Below are 19,005 nucleotides of genomic sequence, written 5' to 3'. Positions count from 1 at the left end.
AAAATTATAAAACTCTATGGAGTTTTTCGTACAACAATGTTTTTAACTGTGTGTAATTCATTACATCTTGTAAGGCTTCCACTCTTTTTTCTTCCACACCTACCTCTTGCATTAACTCTTTTACTTTTAATTCAATAAGCACTCTTCTTAAATTTAGAATAGCATCTTGAACTAATTTTTGTAATACATCCGTTTTTTGAGTGACTTCTATTTCCTTAGACTCCCAATCACTTAAAGTGTAATGTTCATCATCCATTAAAATATTGGTTACCTCACTTGCTATTTCTTGATCTTGATGACTTGTTAAATGATCTAAAACCAACTTTTCTTCTTGATTAATTTGATGGCTTAACTCTTTGTATATTTTTTGAAATAAAGGATTACTAAATTCAATTTCATCATCTTGTAACTGTAAATACAATTCATTAGCTACGGTATTTACAAACTCTTCTTTTACCATAATTACCTTTCCTCTATCATCATGATCTTCTACCCAATCTATAAAAGTTACTTCGTGATTTCCATACAACAGTAATATTTTAATAATCTCACGCTCGTATAAATCTAGGGTGTTAATCTTTTTAAGAGCAGGTCCGCCTTGCTTGGCTTGTTTTGCTTTTGAAGCAGACATTCCTCCTTCTTGAGCCATCATCATCTCCTTAAAAGCAGCATCATCTGGCACATCTCCTCCCGAAGATGAATTGGTAGGTTTGTTAGACGATGCTATGGTCATTCTTGGTCTAGCACTTGGCTTACGCTCAGCATCTCTAGCCTGCTTGTCTAACATTTGAGCCAACTCATTAAACAAAACAGTTTCCGAAATATCCATCAATCGGGCACATTCCTGAATATAAACTTCTTGCTTAATACTATCGGGGATTTTAGAAATACTCATGACAATATCACGAATTAATCCTGCTTTTTTAATAGGATCATTCTTTGCTTCTTCTAACAATAAAGAAACTTTAAAACTGATAAAATCTTGTTGATTATTTTCTAAATACTCTTTTAATTCTTCTGTTGATTTTTTCTTAGAAAACGAATCTGGGTCATCACCATCAGGAAAAGTAACCACTTTTACATTCATTCCCTGTTCCAAAATTAAATCAATACCACGAACAGAAGCTCTTAATCCGGCAGCATCTCCATCAAAAAGAACGGTCATGTTGGGGGTTAACCTTTTTACCAAACGTATTTGATCTGGTGTTAAAGCTGTTCCCGATGAAGCTACTACATTGGTAATTCCTTTTTGATACATAGAAATTACATCCGTATATCCTTCTACCAAATAACAATTGTCTTCTTTTGATATTGTTTTTTTAGCTTGATAGAGCCCATATAAAATTTTACTCTTGTGATAGATATCACTCTCTGGAGAGTTTAAATATTTAGCTGCTTTTTTATCGCTGGTTAAAATTCTCCCCCCAAATCCTAACACACGACCACTCATACTGTGAATAGGAAACATTACACGACCTTTGAATCGGTCAAATTGTTTTCCTCCTTCTTTTACAATGGTTAATCCTGTGCTTTCTAAATATTGTAAATCATATCCGTTTTTTAAAGCTGTATCTGTAAAAGCGGTCCAATCATCTAAACAATATCCTAATTGAAACGTTTCAATCATTTCATTAGTAAACCCACGCTCTTTAAAATAGCTTAACCCAATGGCCTTTCCCTTTTGGGTATTTAACATGGTGTTATGAAAATAATCCTGTGCATATTTAGAGACCAAATACATACTTTCACGTTCATCAGCAGCTTCTTTTTGCTCATCTGTTTGCTCCGTTTCTTCAATAGCAATATTGTACTTATCTGCTAAATAACGAATAGCTTCTGGATACGAGTAATGTTCGTGCTCCATTAAAAACGAAATGGCATTTCCTCCTTTACCTGTACTAAAATCTTTCCAGATTCCTTTTACAGGAGATACCATAAAAGACGGGGATTTTTCATCTACAAAAGGAGACAATCCTTTAAAACTACTTCCGGATTTTTTTAAGGTTACAAATTCCCCTATCACCTCCTCTACTCGAGCAGTTTCAAAAACACGATCTATGGTTTCTCTTGATATCATTTTAAGGAATATGTTATTTGTGTAAAAAGCCTGAAGAAGAAAATCTTCATCAGGCTTAATTATAAATTTTGTAATTCTGCTTTATTACTAAGAAGCCGTCTTTAATTGCGTTAGCATATTTCTGCTTATTTTACTTTCTGCATATTCTTTAGTTACTTCAAAAGAAGTTTCTTCAGAACTAGGCATTTCAAACATCTCATCTGTAAAAATAGCTTCACATAAAGAACGTAATCCTCTTGCTCCTAATTTATACTCAATTGCTTTTTCTACAATGTATTCTAAAGCTTCTTCTGTTAAAGTAAACGCTATACCATCCATTTCAAAAAGCTTAGTATACTGCTTAATTAAAGAGTTTTTAGGCTCTGTTAAAATAGCACGTAATGCTTTTGCATCTAGTGGATTCATGTAACTTAACACCGGTAAACGACCAATAATTTCTGGAATCAATCCAAAATTCTTTAAATCGGTAGGGATGATGTATTTTAACAAGTTTTTTTCATCAACCCTATCTTCGCTTAAAGAAGCTCCAAACCCAACAGCTTGTCTATTTAAACGCTTGCTAATATTACGCTGAATTCCTGCAAAGGCTCCACCTGCAATAAATAAAATGTCTTTGGTATTTACCTCAACAAATTTTTGATCGGGGTGTTTACGTCCTCCTTTTGGAGCTACGTTTACTACTGTACCTTCTAACAATTTAAGCAATGCCTGTTGAACTCCTTCTCCAGAAACATCACGAGTAATAGATGGGTTGTCTCCTTTACGAGCAATTTTATCTATTTCATCAATAAACACAATTCCACGCTCTGCACTTTCTACATCGTAATCTGCAGCTTGTAACAATCTACTTAAAATACTTTCTACATCTTCACCTACATAACCTGCTTGCGTTAATACCGTAGCATCAACAATAGAAAAAGGTACATTTAACATTTTTGCAATGGTTTTTGCAATTAATGTTTTTCCTGTTCCGGTATCACCTACCAAAATCATGTTACTTTTTTCTATTTCTACTTCTTGCTCTAAAGTATCTGGCTGTGTTAATCTTTTGTAGTGATTGTAAACAGCTACAGCCATGGTTTTTTTAGTCTGATCTTGCCCAATAATGTACTGATCTAAAAATTCTTTAATCTCCTTTGGCTTTTTTACCACCAAATCAGCATTTTTTTCTCCAGCTTCTTCGGCCGTCTCTTCAGATAAAATTCCATGAGCTTGTGCTACACAACTATCACAAATATGTGCATCTACTCCTGCAATTAACAGATTTGTTTCTTCCTTCTTACGCCCACAAAACGAGCACTCCATTCCTTCTTTTGACATTTCTTTAAGCTTTAATTGCTTTGGGTATTATTTTCTTGCAAGAATTTCATCAACCATTCCGTAAGCTTTTGCTTCTTCGGCTTTCATCCAATAATCTCTATCAGAATCTTGAGATACTTTTTCAAAAGGCTGTCCCGAGTGATTTGAAATAATGGTATATAATTCTTGCTTTAACTTGTTAATTTCTCTTACAGTTATTTCCATATCTGTAGCTTGTCCTTGTGCTCCACCTAAAGGTTGGTGAATCATGACTCTAGAGTGTGGTAACGCAGAACGTTTCCCCTCAGCTCCTGCACACATTAACACAGCTCCCATACTTGCAGCCATTCCTGTACAAATTGTTGCTACATCGGGTTTAATAAACTGCATTGTGTCATAAATACCCAATCCGGCATACACACCTCCACCTGGAGAGTTAATGTAAATAGAAATATCTTTGGTAGCATCTACAGATTCTAAAAACAACAACTGTGCTTGAATAATATTTGCTACCTGATCGTTAATTCCTGTTCCTAAAAAGATAATTCTATCCATCATTAAACGAGAAAAAACATCCATTTGAGTAATATTCAACTGACGTTCTTCCATAATGTATGGAGTTACTGAACTAACTATTTTATCGTAATGTGTACTACTAATACCGTGGTGCTTAGTAGCATATTTTTCAAATTCTTTTCCGTAATTCATATATTCTGTTCTTATAGGTTACAAAGGTAAATATACTAAAGTAAAGTTGAATTAACATATCCATAAAATTGTCAATTGGCCTTATATTTGATGAATTTGTTACCTTTGTGTAACCTCTTACCTAAAACAACCAGTTATGAAAAGTTTCATCTATTTTTTCTTATTGATTTTAACTCCTCTTTGCCATGCGCAAAACAGCCAAAATCAAGCAGACACCCCTAAAGAAGAAACAGAAAAAAACATCTCCTCTCAATTTGATTATTTATACAGAACCTCTACCAAATACCAAGAGTACAAGGTAATCTCTATAAACAAATACCAAGGATTAAAGCAAAACGTTCTAGACTCTTTAAATTCTCAGCAGAAAATTATTACAGATAAGGTAAAAACCATTAATGCTAATAACAAAGAAATTCTTGCTCTTAAAGAAAAATTAGCTAGTACTCAACAAGAACTTACGGCTTCTATAGACTTAAAAGACAGCAGATCTGTATTTGGAATTCCTGTAAATAAATCTATTTTTTCTATCATTATTGTTATTACCTACAGTGTTTTATTAATTCTTTTAGGTTTCTTTATTTTTAAATACAAGCAAAACTTAAGCATTACCAACAAGGCTGTTTCTAATTTAAACGAATTAGAAATAGAATTTGAACAACACAAAAAGACTTCGTTAAAGCGTTTTCAGGAAATAAGCAGAAAATTACAAGACGAATTAAACAAAAATTGGAAGAAAGAGAAATAAGCTTTCTACTATAAACTTTTCCTTAGTCTTGTTTACCTATCTTTGCAGTTAGAAATTTAGGAACTTATGTCTTTTGAAAATTTAAACCTTAACAATCAACTTCGTAATGCCATTAATGATTTAGGCTATACGGAACCTACTAAAATACAACAAGATGCATTCCCATGCATTATGTCTGGTAGAGATGTTGTAGGTATTGCCCAAACGGGTACAGGTAAAACTTTTGCCTATTTATTACCTATTTTAAGAATGTTACCGTTTTCGGAACAAAAGCACCCTAGAGTGTTAATTGTTGTTCCTACTCGTGAATTAGTTGTACAAGTAATAGATGCTTTGGACAAATTAACAACCTATTTAAATGTTAGATACGGGGGTATTTACGGTGGTGCAAACATCAACAAACAAAAAGAAATGATTCATAATGGATTAGATATTTTAGTATCTACTCCTAGAAGAGTTATAGATTTAGGAATGGCTGGAGCTTTAAAACTTAAGTTTATTCAAAAATTAGTAATTGATGAAGTTGATGAAATCTTTAACCTTGGTTTTAGATTGCAGTTAATTGATATTATTGATTTGGTTCCTAAAAAGAAACAAGCCATTTTGTTTTCTGCAACCATGACAGATGATGTGAACGACTTGATTAATGAGTTTTTTAACAACCCAATTAATGTAGAAGCAGCAGCATCGGGAACAAGATTAGAAAACATAGAACAAATGGCCTTTGAAGTGCCAAACTTCTACACCAAAATTAATTTACTAAACTACTTATTGCAAGAAGACGAGGAAATGACTCGTGTTTTGGTATTTATAAAACATAAATATTTAGCCGATTTAGTGTACAATGAAATTCAGGGAATGGCAGAATATCCCGAAGACACTTTTGCTTTAATTCACTCTAACAAAACTCAAAACTACCGTTTGCGTTCTGTAGAAAACTTTAAAGAAGGAAAGCACCGTGTATTAATTACCACAGATGTACTGTCTAGAGGAATGGATATTCCTGGAGTTACACACGTAATTAATTTTGATTTACCTAAAGAAGCAGAAGCTTACATGCACCGTATTGGTAGAACAGGTCGTGCAGAAAATGAAGGATTTGCACTTTCTTTTATTACAGACAAAAATGCTGAAATTTTAGAAGAAATTGAAACTCTAATGGATTATGAAATTCCAAAATATGGAATGCCAGATGATATCCGTATTGAAACTAAACTATTAGAAGAAGAACTTGAGTTGGATGATATTACTCCTTACCAAAAATTAGGTTCTAAAGAATTTGCACCAGGTCCTGCTTTTCACGAAAAGTCAGAAAAAAACAGCAAAACAAATCAAGGAGGTAGTTACCGTAGAATAATTGCCAAAAAATACAAGAAACCTCAACGAAGAAGACCCAAACAATAATTGAGTTTCTTTAAAAACACAAAATCCCTATTTAAAATTTTAAATAGGGATTTTTTTATGTTTACAATACTTCTTCTACTTTTAACTGCTTACCGTTAAACAACAAAACCATTCCTTTTTCTTTTCCTAATAACAACCGACCTATAGGAGAATTTACAGACACTACCATTATCGTTTTTTCTTCATAATTGATCTGACCAATACTGCTTGCTATAAAGTAATAAATACCATTCAGCATTACCAAACTACCAACTCTAGCTTTTGTAGTTTCTGAACTATTTATTTTAGCCAAACCTTCTTTCTGAACCAAAACTGTTTGATACTGTTGCCCTAGCTTCTCCATTTCTAACTGTAACATAGCTCTTCCCGTCTCGTGTTTATCCCCTGCAGAACTTTTAGATTCACTCAATAAATCAACCTTATAACCATCTATAGCTTGTTGAATGACTGCTAGTTTTTTATTCACAATACTTAAACACAATTCCACCAATTTTTGTTTATCCATAGACACTTATTTATTCTTCATAAAAAAATCACCTTATAAAATAAGATGATTTTTAGAACTCAAAGCTAATCATTATTGTTTTATAATTTTTTGCCTGTGAAAACTTCTGTTATTTTCGTCATACATTACCAACACATACACACCTGATATTACATGACTAATATTTACTGCCACCGTATTTAATCTAGGCACAAAATCTTGTGTTAATGTAAAAACAGAACTACCCGCCATACTTTTTAACTCTACCTTTCCTCTAAAATATCTGCTACTCACATAATTAATTGTAAAAGCAGCTGACACCGGATTTTCTGACAAAGAAATAAGCTTATCTTTTAATACATCATCTACAGATAAGTCTGTGCTAGCTTTTTGGGAACTTGCTATTAAATCTAATTTAGCAGCACTAAATTCATTAAACTCTGTTTCTCTCAACACCTCTTCAGAGGCTCCTAAATAATCACTAATAATACTCGTAAAAACCTGTCTGTAATCGTGTTGCATTATGGTTTGATCGTAATGTTCTGTTACCTGAGACAAATCCATATTTGTACCCGATATTCCACCATTAACATGCTTACCTATTACAAACATAGGCCCTAAATTTCCATGATCAGTCCCTAAATTTCCATTCTCTGCTGGCTTTCTACCAAATTCTGTAAATGTAGCCGAAATCACCTTATCTTCTATCCCCAACATTTTTAAATCATCTTGAAAATATTTAAGAGCATCGCCCACATCTTTTAACAAGTTTGCGTGCTTTCCTATGTGAGTTTCATCTTGACTCTGAACTTGATTTCCGTGTGTATCAAAACCATCATGAGACACCAAAAACACTTTTGTTTTAGATCCTCCTCTTATTAAGGTAGCTACTGTTTTTAATTGATCCGCTAATTTATTTCCTGATGGATAGGTGATTGTACTTTCTAAACTTCTTTTGGACAAGCCCAAATCAAAAACTTCACTAATTCGTTGAGAATAGGTATTAATTCCACTTTCTATGTTTGCAATGTATGCCAAGGCATCTCCATAATCGGAACTTGGAATTTCTGGAACTGGGTTTCCTATGTTAGATACCACATTGTAATAACCAGAAACATCTTGCCCTGCTAAATTTAAATCTACCTTATGTTCATGACTAGATTGAAACCCTAGAGAGGGTTTTTGACTTCCTAATTGAATTCCTAAAGGATCTTGATATTGAGAATAATCATATGCGGAGTTTAAAAACCTAGCCATCCAACCATCTGATTTAGTTGCATTTTCTGCAGTTCCATCTCCTCCTTGAAACATAATAGCTCTAGAAGCAAAATGAGATTTATTTAATTGAGGATATCCTACAGAATGTAAAATATTCAATTTGCCTTCATCATACAAAGATTTTAAACCCGTTAAAGAAGGATGAATTAATATTTTTTCGGAATCACTTAACGTACTGTCTAGAGAGATAGCTGCATTAGTTCCTGTATTTTTTAGTCTAATTATAGGTCTTAACCTGGCATATTCATCATACTGATTTAAGGGAATTAAGGTATTTAAACCATCGTTACCTCCTCTTAACTGAATCAACACTAACGTTCTACCATCAATTACAGATTCTGGAATAGCATTCACTAAATTAGTTTGTGAAAACGCATTTACTTTGTGACCATTTAATAATAAGGCACCTGTAGAACTTAAAGCAGATAATTGTAAAAACTTTCTTCTATTCATAACACCTTAAATTAATTAGTTTGATATTCTTGAGACCACAATAATGCCTTAAATAAAGGAACCAAGGCTGCCTCTGTTCCTACATCGCTACCCGATGCTATGTAATTATTCCATTCTCTTGTCCACATATTTGGCGTTAAAGAACCATTGTCTAATAAAATTTCGTTGGTAAAATACAGAACTCTATTATTACTTACTGGTTTAGAAAAAAGCAATGCTATTAACTCTGGAATTAAACTTTCTACATCAGCAGGATTGCTAACAACATCTTCTACAAATTGGGTAACTTTAAAATTGGCCTTAGTAGTATTTTTGTTCAATAAAATTTCTCCTAAATTATAACGTGGAATAATCGTGGTAGAATTAAACCAATACTTATCATAAACAGGTGCTTCGTATATTGGGGGAAAACCTGCTACAGAAGGAGGATCAAAAGGTTTTTGACTACACAATTCCAAAAAATCTCTTACAATTTCTCTTCTATAAAAATACAAGTAATGTTCGGTAGACTCCAATATTGCATCAGGTACAGGATACTGAGTTATACTTAATGTTTGTAAAGCCAACTCTAAGGGAGATTTTATCATTCCTCCAATAATTTCATCACCACTTACAGTATCATCTTCATCGTAAAAATGTTTGCTTTTTAACAATTGAGTAATGGCATCCTTTAGATTGTAATTGGCTTTAAAAGTTACAGACAGCGGAGCAATAATATTGTTTTCTATTTCTGTAGTTATGTTGCTAGACACAAAATACCTATACATTCTTCTACATATATATTTTGCAGCCTCATCTTGGTCAAAAATCATATCAAAGAACTCAATAAGTTCCTCTTTCATTCTTACAATTTTCTCATCGGAAGATTTTCCAGTTGTATCGTAAGCTTCAATTACCCTATTTCCAAACCTGTTAGAAAATGTTTTTTTACCAAAATCGTGCTTTGCAACCGATGGCCACCCTGTTGGTATTCCTCCATTACCACCACCATGGTTTGTAGCTCTATTGTAACTAATTCTCCAACCGGTTAACAACCTAGCTGCCTGAACAATATCTTCTTCTGTAAAGTTTGTATAGTCTCCAATTCCAGCAACAGGTCCTTTACCAATGGTAAACAACTCTAAAACTTCTCTTGCAAAATTTTCGTTAGGATTGCTAACGCTATTAGATCCATTGTCTAAATAAGCCAACATTAGATTGTTGATGGTAATTTGATAGAGTAAACTTTTAAAATTTCCTAACGAAAAATTCTCTAGCAACCTTAAATAATCATAAAAAATACCTCTATTTCCTCTTAAAAGAACGGTATCTACACATAAAAAACTAAACAGAAAGTAGGTCATTCTAGAAGTTAAAGATGCATCATCTTTAGCCTCATCTAACCACCAAGCAATGGTTCCTTCTATTAACTTAACAGGCACAAATTCAGCATCCGCTGTTCCTAAAACAGCATCGTTTTCTATCCATGGATTGCCTGTTTCGTAATTAATAGGCTGACTTCGTTTTTTTACGTTAGGCTCTAAAAGTTTAGACAAAGCCTGATCTACAGTATACGCACTAAATTCATCTATTCTAGATTTAGTCACACAATAGCTTGCTCTTTTTAAAAGATGCTTAGCTCTGGTTTTACCTAATACAGCAGACAAAGGAGTAATTGAACTCATAATTTTAAACAATGGGATTCTTACTAAAGTAGTGAATTTAAACCAATTGTATTAAAGAACAAATAACACTAGATAAGCTGTGCTACTTGTCTTATAAATTTAATTTTAACTGAATGTATTGTTTTACACTCTTGGGCTCTTCATTATCTAAATTAGAGATAGAAATTCCTAAAAGTCTTACAGATTCATTCAACTCATTTTGATACAATAACTCTTTAACTACTGGAAAAATATCCGTTTGCAAATGAATAAAATTAGTTAAAGTTTTACTCCTAGTCGTCTGAGAAAAATCGCTATATTTTATTTTTAGAGTAATTGTTCTTCCTTTAACATCAGACTTTAAGAGCCTTTTTTCTATTTCTGATGATAAAGTTTCTAACTTTTTAAGAATAAAAATTTCTGAAGTTAAATTTTCTAAATAAGTATGTTCTGCTCCTACAGATTTTCTAGTCCTTGATGGACGAACAGGACTAGTATGAATTCCCCTAACAATATTGTAATAATGTTGTGCAGAACTCTTAAAATGTTGTTCTAAAAAAGCTAAGGTTTTACTTTTTAAATCGGCTCCCGTAAAAATTCCTAGTTGATACATTTTTTGAGTAGTTACTTTTCCTACTCCATAAAATTTTCGGATTTGTAGGGTTTCCAAAAAAGGGATAACCTCACTAGGAACAATGGTTTTTTGCCCATTAGGTTTGTTTATATCTGAAGCTATTTTAGCCACAAACTTATTAGGTGCAATTCCTGCAGAAGCATTTAACCCAGTTCTCTTAAAAATTTCTTTTCTAATTTCTTCTGCAATCAGAGTTGCAGATTGCATTCCTTTTTTATTAGTAGTAACATCCAAATAAGCTTCATCTAATGACAAAGGCTCTACCAGGTCTGTATATTCATAAAAAATTTCTCTTACCTGATTAGAGATTTCTTTATACCTAGCAAAATCAGTCCCAACAAAAATAAGATGAGGGCACATTTTTTTAGCCAAAGAACCTGCCATGGCAGATTTTACTCCAAACTTTCTAGCTTCATAACTAGCTGCTGCTATTACTCCTCTTCGTCCATCACCTCCTACAGCAATTGCTTTCCCTCTAAGCTCAGGATGATCCAATTGAGCTACAGATGCAAAAAAAGCATCCATATCTACATGAATTATTTTACGATGTTTGGTTATTCTGTTTTCCACCCGATAAAGATACACACTCCTTTTTAGACCTAAACAAAAAAACTCCTTTGGTCTAGACCAAAGGAGTTTTAAAAATTGTTATAACACTAATTTTAGTTTTTAATAATCTTTTGTCTTAACCCTGTATTTGTTTGTAAGAAATAAATACCTGCTGGCAATGAAGAGATATTCAAATTGTTTTGAGCTTTAAACGTTTTTACTAATTGTCCTAAAACATTTCTTAAGTAAATTGTTTCAAATCCCGATACATCAGAAATTGTAATAATTCCGTTCTCTAAATCTTGGTAAATACCCAAACCTTGTTTGTTAAAATTACCTGCAGACAAAGTAGCTGCTTCAATCACAGGAAATTCTAAACTATAAGAAACATAGTCCCAACCTGTTCCGTTATACTTTTGCAAACCATAAAAATTAACACCATCTAATTTATGCATACCTTCTCCATCAGCAACTGTAGTTCCTACATTTAAACCACCTAATGTTGTTTCTTCTGGGAACTCAAAAGTAACTGTTCCAGTTTGTTTTTCTTCCGTACCTGTAACTGTAATATCTGGCACAGTAACATCATCAATAGTTGCATTAGTATAAGGATCAGCTACAGGATCTTCTCCTGCAGGATGAACTAGTAATATTCTATATCTTAACCCTGAAATATTAGTGTTTGCCGTATACTTAAAGCTCATTGTAAAATCCTCACCTCTAGTAACACTAGCAAAAGCAGTTTGCTCTTCTGTGATCGCAACATAGTTTGCAGGGTAGTAAGCTTCTACAATTTCTATATTGGTATTTGGAAACTTAACAAGTGTCAAACCGGTAGCAAGAGCACCACTCATTTTTAATACATAACCAGTCCCCACAACTGCTAACCCTGCGTTCGTAATATCAAATTTAGTGTAATTCCATGTTCTAGTTCTTAAAGTTAACTGGTCACTGTCCTCTGTATTAGCACTTAACACATTGCTTGTTGCATTGTCTGTTTTAGAACCACTTGAAACAGCAAAGACATTAGCATTATCAGGTGTTTTAATAGGTGTCCAAGCTGTATTATAACTAGGCTCATTACCCACACCTAAAGTTCTAAAATCACTAATAGAAGTAATTGTTAAAGTTGCTGGTTCATATCCACCCCCTGGTAATTTGTTTAAGAAAAAACCATTAGTAGAAATTACTAACTCATTTGCAGCATCGTGAGTTATACCAAATACAATTTTATCAGCTTGTTGTACTGCTGCTTGACCGTACGAAAATAATGTTGCTACAAAAGCAACCATTAAAGATAGTTTTTTAATCATGTTTAAATTTTTTAAAATTAGTTGCATTAAAATTAGAAACAACAGACCTTAACCCTATCCTTATATGGTTTTTAACAAGAAACAAATGGTTCTAAAAATTAAACAAACACCTAAAAAACAACAAGTTAACACAAAGCAGATTGATTTCTTAAAAATCACATGGAACTAAATAAAGTTCTATTATCTTTTAAGATTAAGGCTATTTGTTTTTAAAAAAAGTATAAAAACTATATCACTCCTTGTGCCAACATAGCATCAGCCACTTTTACAAAACCTGCTATATTTGCTCCTTTTACATAGTTTACAAAACCATCATCTTCAGCACCATACTGCTCGCAAGAAGCATGAATATCTTTCATAATATCTTTTAATTTCTCATCTACTTCCATACGGGTCCATTTGTAACGCAAAGCATTTTGAGTCATTTCTAAACCAGATGTTGCCACACCTCCTGCGTTAGATGCTTTTCCGGGAGCAAACAATATTTTTGCTTTATGAAAAACAGTAACTGCTTCTATAGTAGATGGCATATTTGCACCTTCGGTCACACAAATACATCCATTTTTCACCAATGTTTCTGCATCCTCTTTATGTAATTCATTTTGAGTAGCACATGGAAAAGCCATATCACATTTTTCTGACCACGGTGTCTTTCCTTGATGAAATACTGCTGATGGATATTCTTTTACATATTCTGATATTCTACCTCTTTTCACATTTTTTAAATCTTTGATGAAATCTAATTTTTCTTGATTAATTCCATCTTTATCATAAATATATCCAGAAGAGTCAGACATGGTAACCACCTTTCCTCCTAATTGAATACATTTTTCCGCAGCGTACTCCGCCACATTTCCAGACCCCGATATTAAAATTATTTTATTTTTAATTTCATCTCCTTTTCTTTTTAACATAGAATCCGCAAAATAAACAGCTCCATAACCTGTAGCTTCTGGTCTAATTTGAGAACCTCCCCAAGACAAACCTTTACCAGTTAACACTCCTGTAAATTCATTTCTAAGTTTTTTATACATTCCAAACAAATACCCCACTTCTCTTGCTCCCACTCCAATATCACCAGCAGGCACATCCGTATCATGACCAATATGACGAAACAATTCACTCATAAATGCATGACAAAAACGCATAATTTCATCGTCAGATTTTCCTTTAGGATCAAAATCAGAACCTCCTTTACCACCACCCATTGGCAAAGTAGTTAGCGAGTTTTTAAAGACTTGTTCAAAAGCCAAAAACTTTAAAACACTTTGATTTACCGTTGGATGAAAACGCAAACCACCTTTATAAGGACCTATGGCAGAATTCATTTGTACTCTATATCCTCTGTTTATTTGAATTACACCATCATCATCTACCCAGCAAACTCTAAAAGAAATTAATCTTTCTGGCTCTACTATTCTTGATAATATATTTTTACCAGCATAAATATCGTGCTCATATATATAAGGAATTACCGTTTCGGCAACTTCTTGTACTGCTTGTAAAAATTCAGGTTCGTGACTGTTTCTAACTTTTACAGTCTCCATAAACTCTTGTACTCTCTTATCCATATTAAAATTTTATCTAGTTATTATAAGCTAACAAAACACGTTCCAAAGGAAACTCCATTCTCTATCTAATTTAAAAAAACAAACCAAATAAACGTCTTATTAAACCTTATAAAGTAGTAGAAAAAGCAACTGTTCTCCTTACATAGAAACGAAAGCCACAAAGAGCCACGCTCTTTTGCATAAAAGTCTATCTAAATAAAGTATTACTCCAAATAGTTTGTTAAATTTGCAATCTAATTTCTGAACAACAAGTATGTTAGATAAAGTTAAAGAACTGATTGGTGAAGTAAATGATTTTAAGGCCACTACTAAAGAGGAGCTTGAAGCATTTAGAATTAAATATATTGGTAAAAAAGGAATTTTAAACGATCTTTTTGCGGAGTTTAAAAATGTAGCTAATGATCAGAAAAAAGAATTTGGTCAAGCATTAAACACTTTTAAAAATGCTGCAGAAGGAAAAGTTAACGAATTAAAAGAGGCTTTAGAAGATGCAAATCTTAGCAAAAACAGCTTAAACGATTTAACTAGACCTGCTGAACCTTTAAATTTAGGATCTCGTCATCCTATATCTATTGTTAAAAATCAGATTATTGATGTATTCTCTAGAATTGGATTTACCGTTTCTGAAGGACCTGAAATTGAAGATGATTGGCATAATTTTACGGCATTAAACTTGCCAGAATACCATCCTGCTCGTGACATGCAAGACACGTTTTTTATTGAGCAAAATCCAGATATTTTATTGCGTACACATACATCATCTGTACAAACTAGGTATATGGAAAATAACACCCCACCTATTAGAACCTTATCACCTGGTAGAGTGTTTAGAAACGAAGATATTTCTGCCAGAGCTCACTGTATTTTCCATCAAGTAGAAGGATTGTATATTGATACAGATGTATCTTTTGCCGATTTAAAACAAACCTTGTTGTACTTTACACAAGAAATGTTCGGAAAATCTAAAATACGTTTACGTCCATCTTATTTTCCATTTACAGAGCCTAGTGCCGAAGTAGATATTTATTGGGGACTAGAAACCGAAACTGACTATAAAATCACCAAAGGAACAGGTTGGTTAGAAATTATGGGATGTGGAATGGTAGACCCTAACGTATTAAAAAACGCAAATATAGACCCTACAAAATATAGCGGTTACGCTTTTGGAATGGGAATAGAGCGTATTGCAATGTTGTTATACCAAATTCCAGACATTAGAATGTTTTACGAAAACGATGTTCGCTTCTTAGAACAATTTAAATCGATTAGTTAATCCATTTAAAATAAACTATAAATAAAAAGCTGTAAGGTACTTTGAACCTTGCAGCTTTTTTATATTTGATAAAAATCCATTTGCTATGAAATTTTTATCATTTAAATATTTGTTTAACAACGCACTAAAATCTTTAAAAAGATTTCCACTAGTTATTCTATTTGCTTTTGTAGGTGTTGTACTATCTCTGATTCTTATTGAATATGATGATGAAATTAAAAACAAACTACCTTATATTAATAGCTTATTAAGCTCAGCACTTGGAGTTCCTTTGTTTTTTTGCTTATCGGTTTACAGTAATAAAAACAACCTAACCAACAAACTTCTTTACATACTATATGGTATTGCATTTCTAGTTTTAATTCTTATTTATTTATCTCTTCCTTCTATAGAAGACACCCACAGCACCTCGGTTCCTTATATTAGATACGGTGTTTTTAACGTAATTATACATTTACTAGTTTCCTTTACTCCATTTGTTAAAACAAAAGAATTAAACGGTTTTTGGAACTACAACAAAACCTTATTTATTAGGCTTTGCACCTCTGTACTTTATAGCTTTTTTATATACGTAGGTTTAATTTTAGCCATTTTTGCTGTTAAGGAATTATTTAATGTAAATGTTCATGATGAATTGTATTTAGACATCTACATCATTACCATTGGATTGTTTAACACTTGGTTTTTTGTAGCTGGAATTCCAGAAGATTTAAATCAATTAGAAACTATTAAAACATATCCTAAAGGATTAAAAATATTTAGTCAATACGTGTTATTGCCATTATTGATGATCTATCTAGTTATCTTATACATTTATGTAGGCAAAATTATTTTCTATTGGAATTGGCCTAAAGGAATTGTTTCTTATCTAATTTCGGGAGTTTCTATCTTAGGATTTTTTAATATTTTATTAATCTATCCTTACGGAAAAACCTCAGAAAACGAGTGGATTCAAAAATTTTCCAGAGCTTTTTACATACTACTTACTCCTTTATTAATTGTGCTATTTATAGCCATTTGTATGAGGATAAACGACTATGGTATTACCATTAAAAGATATGCTGCCTTTGCTTTAGGAATATGGATTTCCTTAGTTTGCTTGTATTTTATCCTTAAAAAAAATAACATCAAATTTATTCCAATATCCTTAGCTATTATTTTGGCTCTGGTTTCTTTTGGACCTTGGGGAATGTTTACTATAAGCGAAAAAAGTCAAGTACACCGATTAAAAGAAATTTTAGAACACAATCATATTTTAGTTGATGGAAAGATAAAAAACGAAGTGATTTGGGCACAAGATAGTTTGCCTAAATTTTATGCCGAAAAAAAACTTACCAACAACAATATTCTAACCGATTCTGTTCATAACGAGGTAAAGTCTATTATAGATTATTTAGATGATCATCATGGATTTAAACAAATTAGACCTTGGTTTACACAAGATATAGATGCAATGATTAGCTCAGAAACCAATCATAGATATTCCTATAACAACGAAGCAAAAAAATACATGGAGAGTATGGGTTTAAAGTATCAGAAACATTATAGTTGGAGAAGCAATAGATCTTACACTTATGGATCTCCATATAAAAAGGTTATAGAGACTAAAGGCTACGATTATTATTATTCATTTTCTGTAAACAAGAAGAATACAAAATCTTTTAACATTGGAAATCAAAAAATTCAAATCAGCAGAAAAAACAAAGTTTTATACCTTACTACAAATAAAGACTCTGTAGTTCTAAATATTTCAAAAATTCATCAAGAACTATACAAAACACATGGTAAGGGGTCTAATACCCAAATTCCAAAAGAACAATTAACTCAGTTTTTTAAAACTTCTAAACTAGATATTAAATTAGAAATTGAAAGACTACACTTTTCTTATAAGAACGATACTTTAGAGCTAAACAGTATTAGTGGAGATTTATTTTTTAAAGAAAAAGAATAGACCTAATAAAATTTTTAAGGATTTGTTTTAACCATCCTTTTCTTTGTATTTTTGTGCCTTTAAAATTTGTAAGCAACAATTTTAACTCATCAACCTATTACCATGAAAAAAGACATTAAAATTCCAACATTAGAAAACGTATTTATGGCTGTTGTAAAAGAATACAACGATGAGTTTCAATGCGAAGATTGGAATGTTTATTTGGTAAACGATAAAGAAGAAGACTTAGAAATGGTTCTTATTGTTTCTAAAGGATATGATGAAGACAAGCTTATAGAAACTTCTGTTATGCGTAAAACCCTACAGAAACTTCCTGCAAAATCTTTTGCAAAAGTAGAATTAATTCAACCTGATTTATTTAAGCTAACCAACTTTTTTAACACTACTTTTTTTGTAGGTAACACCATGTACGAAAAAAGGTACGAATTTGAAAAAAACACTATTAAAGAAGGTGCTTTACGTGTTATTAAACAATTAGGAGGAAAAGAAGGAATAATAGTAAACTAAAAAATTAGTCTAACTTTTCCGATAAAATTTTAAAGTGTTTTCTTGGGCTTTTTCCTTCGTAAACAACTGCATAAACCGTATCTATAATAGGAGTTCTAGCTCCGTTTATTAGATTCATTTCATAAGCAGATTTTACTGCATAATACCCCTCTGCTACCATTTTCATTTCCATCATGGCAGATTTTACGGTATATCCTTTACCTATCATATTCCCAAACATACGGTTTCTACTAAACGTAGAATATCCGGTTACCAACAAATCTCCTAAGTAAGCAGAATTGTTAATATTTCGTTTCATTTTATGAACCTTTTTAATGTAGCGCTTCATTTCTCTAATAGCGTTAGACATTAAAACAGCTTGGTAATTATCTCCATATCCTAAACCATGAGCAATACCCGCTGCAATGGCATAAATATTTTTTAGCATGGCTGCGTATTCCGTACCAATAATATCATCAGAAGTTTTACAAAAAATATAATCAGAGGTTAAACATTCTGCCAAACATTTAGCTTTAGACTCATCTTGACAAGCAACTGTTAAATAAGACAAACGTTCCATAGCCACCTCTTCTGCATGACAAGGACCTGCAATAACTCCAATATTATCAAATGGAATTGCATGTTTTTCGTTTAAATACTCTCCTACAATTAATCCTGCTTCTGGAACAATTCCTTTAATGGCAGAAAACACCATTTTATCGCTTAAAGAAACTGTTAACTTTGAAAGTTCTGTATTTAAAAAGGCAGATGGAATGGCAAAAATAATGATATCTGCATAAGCTGCTAACTCATTAAGGTCATCTGACAAGAATAGTTGACCTGGTTTAAATTCTACAGAAGTTAAGTAATTTGGATTGTGACTATGCTCCTTAATATACTCAATAGCAGTAGTATTACGCATATACCAACCTACTAAATCTACTTTTTCGCACAACATTTTAACAATAGCTGTTGCCCAACTACCTCCTCCAAAAACTGCTACTTTTGTATCTCTTCTCATTAAAAATCACTCTTTTCAATTCGCTCAAAAATAAGACTTCTCTATGGAATTAAGCCTTAATTTACATTTAAATCACAAATCAATGCTTATTTTTATAGTATATAAAAAACTAGTAC

Annotated in this window: 15 protein-coding genes; 5 read left to right on the top strand and 10 right to left on the bottom strand. The window is 32.3% G+C overall.

Annotated features, from left to right (window positions below; all coding sequences use genetic code 11):
* Positions 1–4: 4 nt before the first annotated feature.
* From dnaG to clpP, 3 genes are all read right to left on the bottom strand, one after another.
* Complete coding sequence (dnaG, locus tag GGR97_RS01060; protein ID WP_167896565.1) at positions 5–2,077, bottom strand: DNA primase; 2,073 nt, start codon at positions 2,075–2,077, stop codon at positions 5–7.
* Positions 2,078–2,164: 87 nt separating this feature from the next.
* Positions 2,165–3,397 carry an ATP-dependent Clp protease ATP-binding subunit ClpX gene (clpX, locus tag GGR97_RS01055; RefSeq protein ID WP_167896564.1) on the bottom strand — a complete coding sequence of 411 codons (1,233 nt, stop codon included), beginning with the start codon at positions 3,395–3,397 and terminating at the stop codon, positions 2,165–2,167.
* A gap of 27 nt (positions 3,398–3,424) precedes the next feature.
* Positions 3,425–4,084 carry an ATP-dependent Clp endopeptidase proteolytic subunit ClpP gene (clpP, locus tag GGR97_RS01050; protein ID WP_167896563.1) on the bottom strand — a complete coding sequence of 220 codons (660 nt, stop codon included), beginning with the start codon at positions 4,082–4,084 and terminating at the stop codon, positions 3,425–3,427.
* 136 nt (positions 4,085–4,220) lie between these two features.
* On the opposite strand from clpP, the gene GGR97_RS01045 reads away from it, so the two are divergent.
* Positions 4,221–4,829, top strand: a complete 609-nt coding sequence (locus GGR97_RS01045) for a hypothetical protein (RefSeq protein WP_167896562.1) — start codon at positions 4,221–4,223, stop codon at positions 4,827–4,829.
* Between the two features lie 66 nt (positions 4,830–4,895).
* Positions 4,896–6,233, top strand: a complete 1,338-nt coding sequence (locus GGR97_RS01040) for a DEAD/DEAH box helicase (protein ID WP_167896561.1) — start codon at positions 4,896–4,898, stop codon at positions 6,231–6,233.
* A gap of 61 nt (positions 6,234–6,294) precedes the next feature.
* Here the strand turns inward: GGR97_RS01040 and GGR97_RS01035 are convergent, their stop codons facing one another.
* The 6 genes from GGR97_RS01035 to gdhA form a co-directional block, all read right to left on the bottom strand.
* Positions 6,295–6,738, bottom strand: a complete 444-nt coding sequence (locus GGR97_RS01035; protein ID WP_167896560.1) for a 3-oxoacyl-ACP synthase — start codon at positions 6,736–6,738, stop codon at positions 6,295–6,297.
* A 72-nt stretch (positions 6,739–6,810) separates the two neighbouring features.
* Positions 6,811–8,448: a DUF1501 domain-containing protein gene (locus tag GGR97_RS01030; protein ID WP_167896559.1), complete on the bottom strand. Its 1,638-nt coding sequence runs from the start codon at positions 8,446–8,448 to the stop codon at positions 6,811–6,813.
* Positions 8,449–8,459: 11 nt separating this feature from the next.
* Positions 8,460–10,112 (bottom strand): DUF1800 family protein, encoded by a 1,653-nt coding sequence (locus GGR97_RS01025; protein WP_167896558.1) that lies wholly within the window; start codon positions 10,110–10,112, stop codon positions 8,460–8,462.
* Between the two features lie 91 nt (positions 10,113–10,203).
* A complete protein-coding gene (dinB, locus tag GGR97_RS01020; RefSeq protein WP_317165731.1) occupies positions 10,204–11,295 on the bottom strand; it encodes a DNA polymerase IV in 1,092 nt (363 codons plus the stop codon).
* 92 nt (positions 11,296–11,387) lie between these two features.
* Complete coding sequence (locus GGR97_RS01015) at positions 11,388–12,587, bottom strand: T9SS type A sorting domain-containing protein (RefSeq protein ID WP_167896557.1); 1,200 nt, start codon at positions 12,585–12,587, stop codon at positions 11,388–11,390.
* Positions 12,588–12,814: 227 nt separating this feature from the next.
* Positions 12,815–14,158 carry an NADP-specific glutamate dehydrogenase gene (gene gdhA, locus GGR97_RS01010; RefSeq protein ID WP_167896556.1) on the bottom strand — a complete coding sequence of 448 codons (1,344 nt, stop codon included), beginning with the start codon at positions 14,156–14,158 and terminating at the stop codon, positions 12,815–12,817.
* Between the two features lie 253 nt (positions 14,159–14,411).
* Between gdhA and pheS the strand changes: the two genes are divergently transcribed.
* The 3 genes from pheS to GGR97_RS00995 all read left to right on the top strand — a co-directional run bounded on the left by pheS (position 14,412) and on the right by GGR97_RS00995 (position 17,889).
* The gene (gene pheS, locus GGR97_RS01005) at positions 14,412–15,431 is read left to right on the top strand and encodes a phenylalanine--tRNA ligase subunit alpha (protein WP_167896555.1); all 1,020 of its coding nucleotides are present in this window, start codon (positions 14,412–14,414) and stop codon (positions 15,429–15,431) included.
* A gap of 85 nt (positions 15,432–15,516) precedes the next feature.
* Positions 15,517–17,382, top strand: coding sequence for a DUF4153 domain-containing protein (locus GGR97_RS01000; RefSeq protein ID WP_167896554.1), 1,866 nt, complete (start codon positions 15,517–15,519; stop codon positions 17,380–17,382).
* 102 nt (positions 17,383–17,484) lie between these two features.
* Positions 17,485–17,889, top strand: a complete 405-nt coding sequence (locus tag GGR97_RS00995) for a hypothetical protein (protein WP_167896553.1) — start codon at positions 17,485–17,487, stop codon at positions 17,887–17,889.
* Positions 17,890–17,893: 4 nt separating this feature from the next.
* Here GGR97_RS00995 and GGR97_RS00990 read toward each other — a convergent pair whose 3' ends face one another.
* Complete coding sequence (locus tag GGR97_RS00990; protein ID WP_167896552.1) at positions 17,894–18,889, bottom strand: NAD(P)H-dependent glycerol-3-phosphate dehydrogenase; 996 nt, start codon at positions 18,887–18,889, stop codon at positions 17,894–17,896.
* Positions 18,890–19,005 lie beyond the last annotated feature (116 nt).

This window comes from Wenyingzhuangia aestuarii (genome assembly GCF_011927765.1).
In the GTDB taxonomy this organism is placed as follows: Bacteria; Bacteroidota; Bacteroidia; order Flavobacteriales; family Flavobacteriaceae; genus Wenyingzhuangia; species Wenyingzhuangia aestuarii.
Note: the sequence above shows the minus strand (reverse complement) of the source record. Positions and strands in the feature narration are given on the sequence as shown.

What these genes read in the sequence shown, in the direction of transcription:
- pheS (WP_167896555.1), top strand. Translation starts at nt 14,412, where the DNA reads ATGTTAGATAAAGTTAAAGAACTGATTGGTGAAGTAAATGATTTTAAG.
- clpP (WP_167896563.1), bottom strand. Translation starts at nt 4,084, where the DNA reads ATGAATTACGGAAAAGAATTTGAAAAATATGCTACTAAGCACCACGGT.
- GGR97_RS01015 (WP_167896557.1), bottom strand. Translation starts at nt 12,587, where the DNA reads ATGATTAAAAAACTATCTTTAATGGTTGCTTTTGTAGCAACATTATTT.
- dnaG (WP_167896565.1), bottom strand. Translation starts at nt 2,077, where the DNA reads ATGATATCAAGAGAAACCATAGATCGTGTTTTTGAAACTGCTCGAGTA.
- GGR97_RS01000 (WP_167896554.1), top strand. Translation starts at nt 15,517, where the DNA reads ATGAAATTTTTATCATTTAAATATTTGTTTAACAACGCACTAAAATCT.
- GGR97_RS00995 (WP_167896553.1), top strand. Translation starts at nt 17,485, where the DNA reads ATGAAAAAAGACATTAAAATTCCAACATTAGAAAACGTATTTATGGCT.
- GGR97_RS01035 (WP_167896560.1), bottom strand. Translation starts at nt 6,738, where the DNA reads ATGGATAAACAAAAATTGGTGGAATTGTGTTTAAGTATTGTGAATAAA.
- gdhA (WP_167896556.1), bottom strand. Translation starts at nt 14,158, where the DNA reads ATGGATAAGAGAGTACAAGAGTTTATGGAGACTGTAAAAGTTAGAAAC.
- GGR97_RS01040 (WP_167896561.1), top strand. Translation starts at nt 4,896, where the DNA reads ATGTCTTTTGAAAATTTAAACCTTAACAATCAACTTCGTAATGCCATT.
- clpX (WP_167896564.1), bottom strand. Translation starts at nt 3,397, where the DNA reads ATGTCAAAAGAAGGAATGGAGTGCTCGTTTTGTGGGCGTAAGAAGGAA.
- GGR97_RS00990 (WP_167896552.1), bottom strand. Translation starts at nt 18,889, where the DNA reads ATGAGAAGAGATACAAAAGTAGCAGTTTTTGGAGGAGGTAGTTGGGCA.
- GGR97_RS01030 (WP_167896559.1), bottom strand. Translation starts at nt 8,448, where the DNA reads ATGAATAGAAGAAAGTTTTTACAATTATCTGCTTTAAGTTCTACAGGT.
- GGR97_RS01045 (WP_167896562.1), top strand. Translation starts at nt 4,221, where the DNA reads ATGAAAAGTTTCATCTATTTTTTCTTATTGATTTTAACTCCTCTTTGC.
- GGR97_RS01025 (WP_167896558.1), bottom strand. Translation starts at nt 10,112, where the DNA reads ATGAGTTCAATTACTCCTTTGTCTGCTGTATTAGGTAAAACCAGAGCT.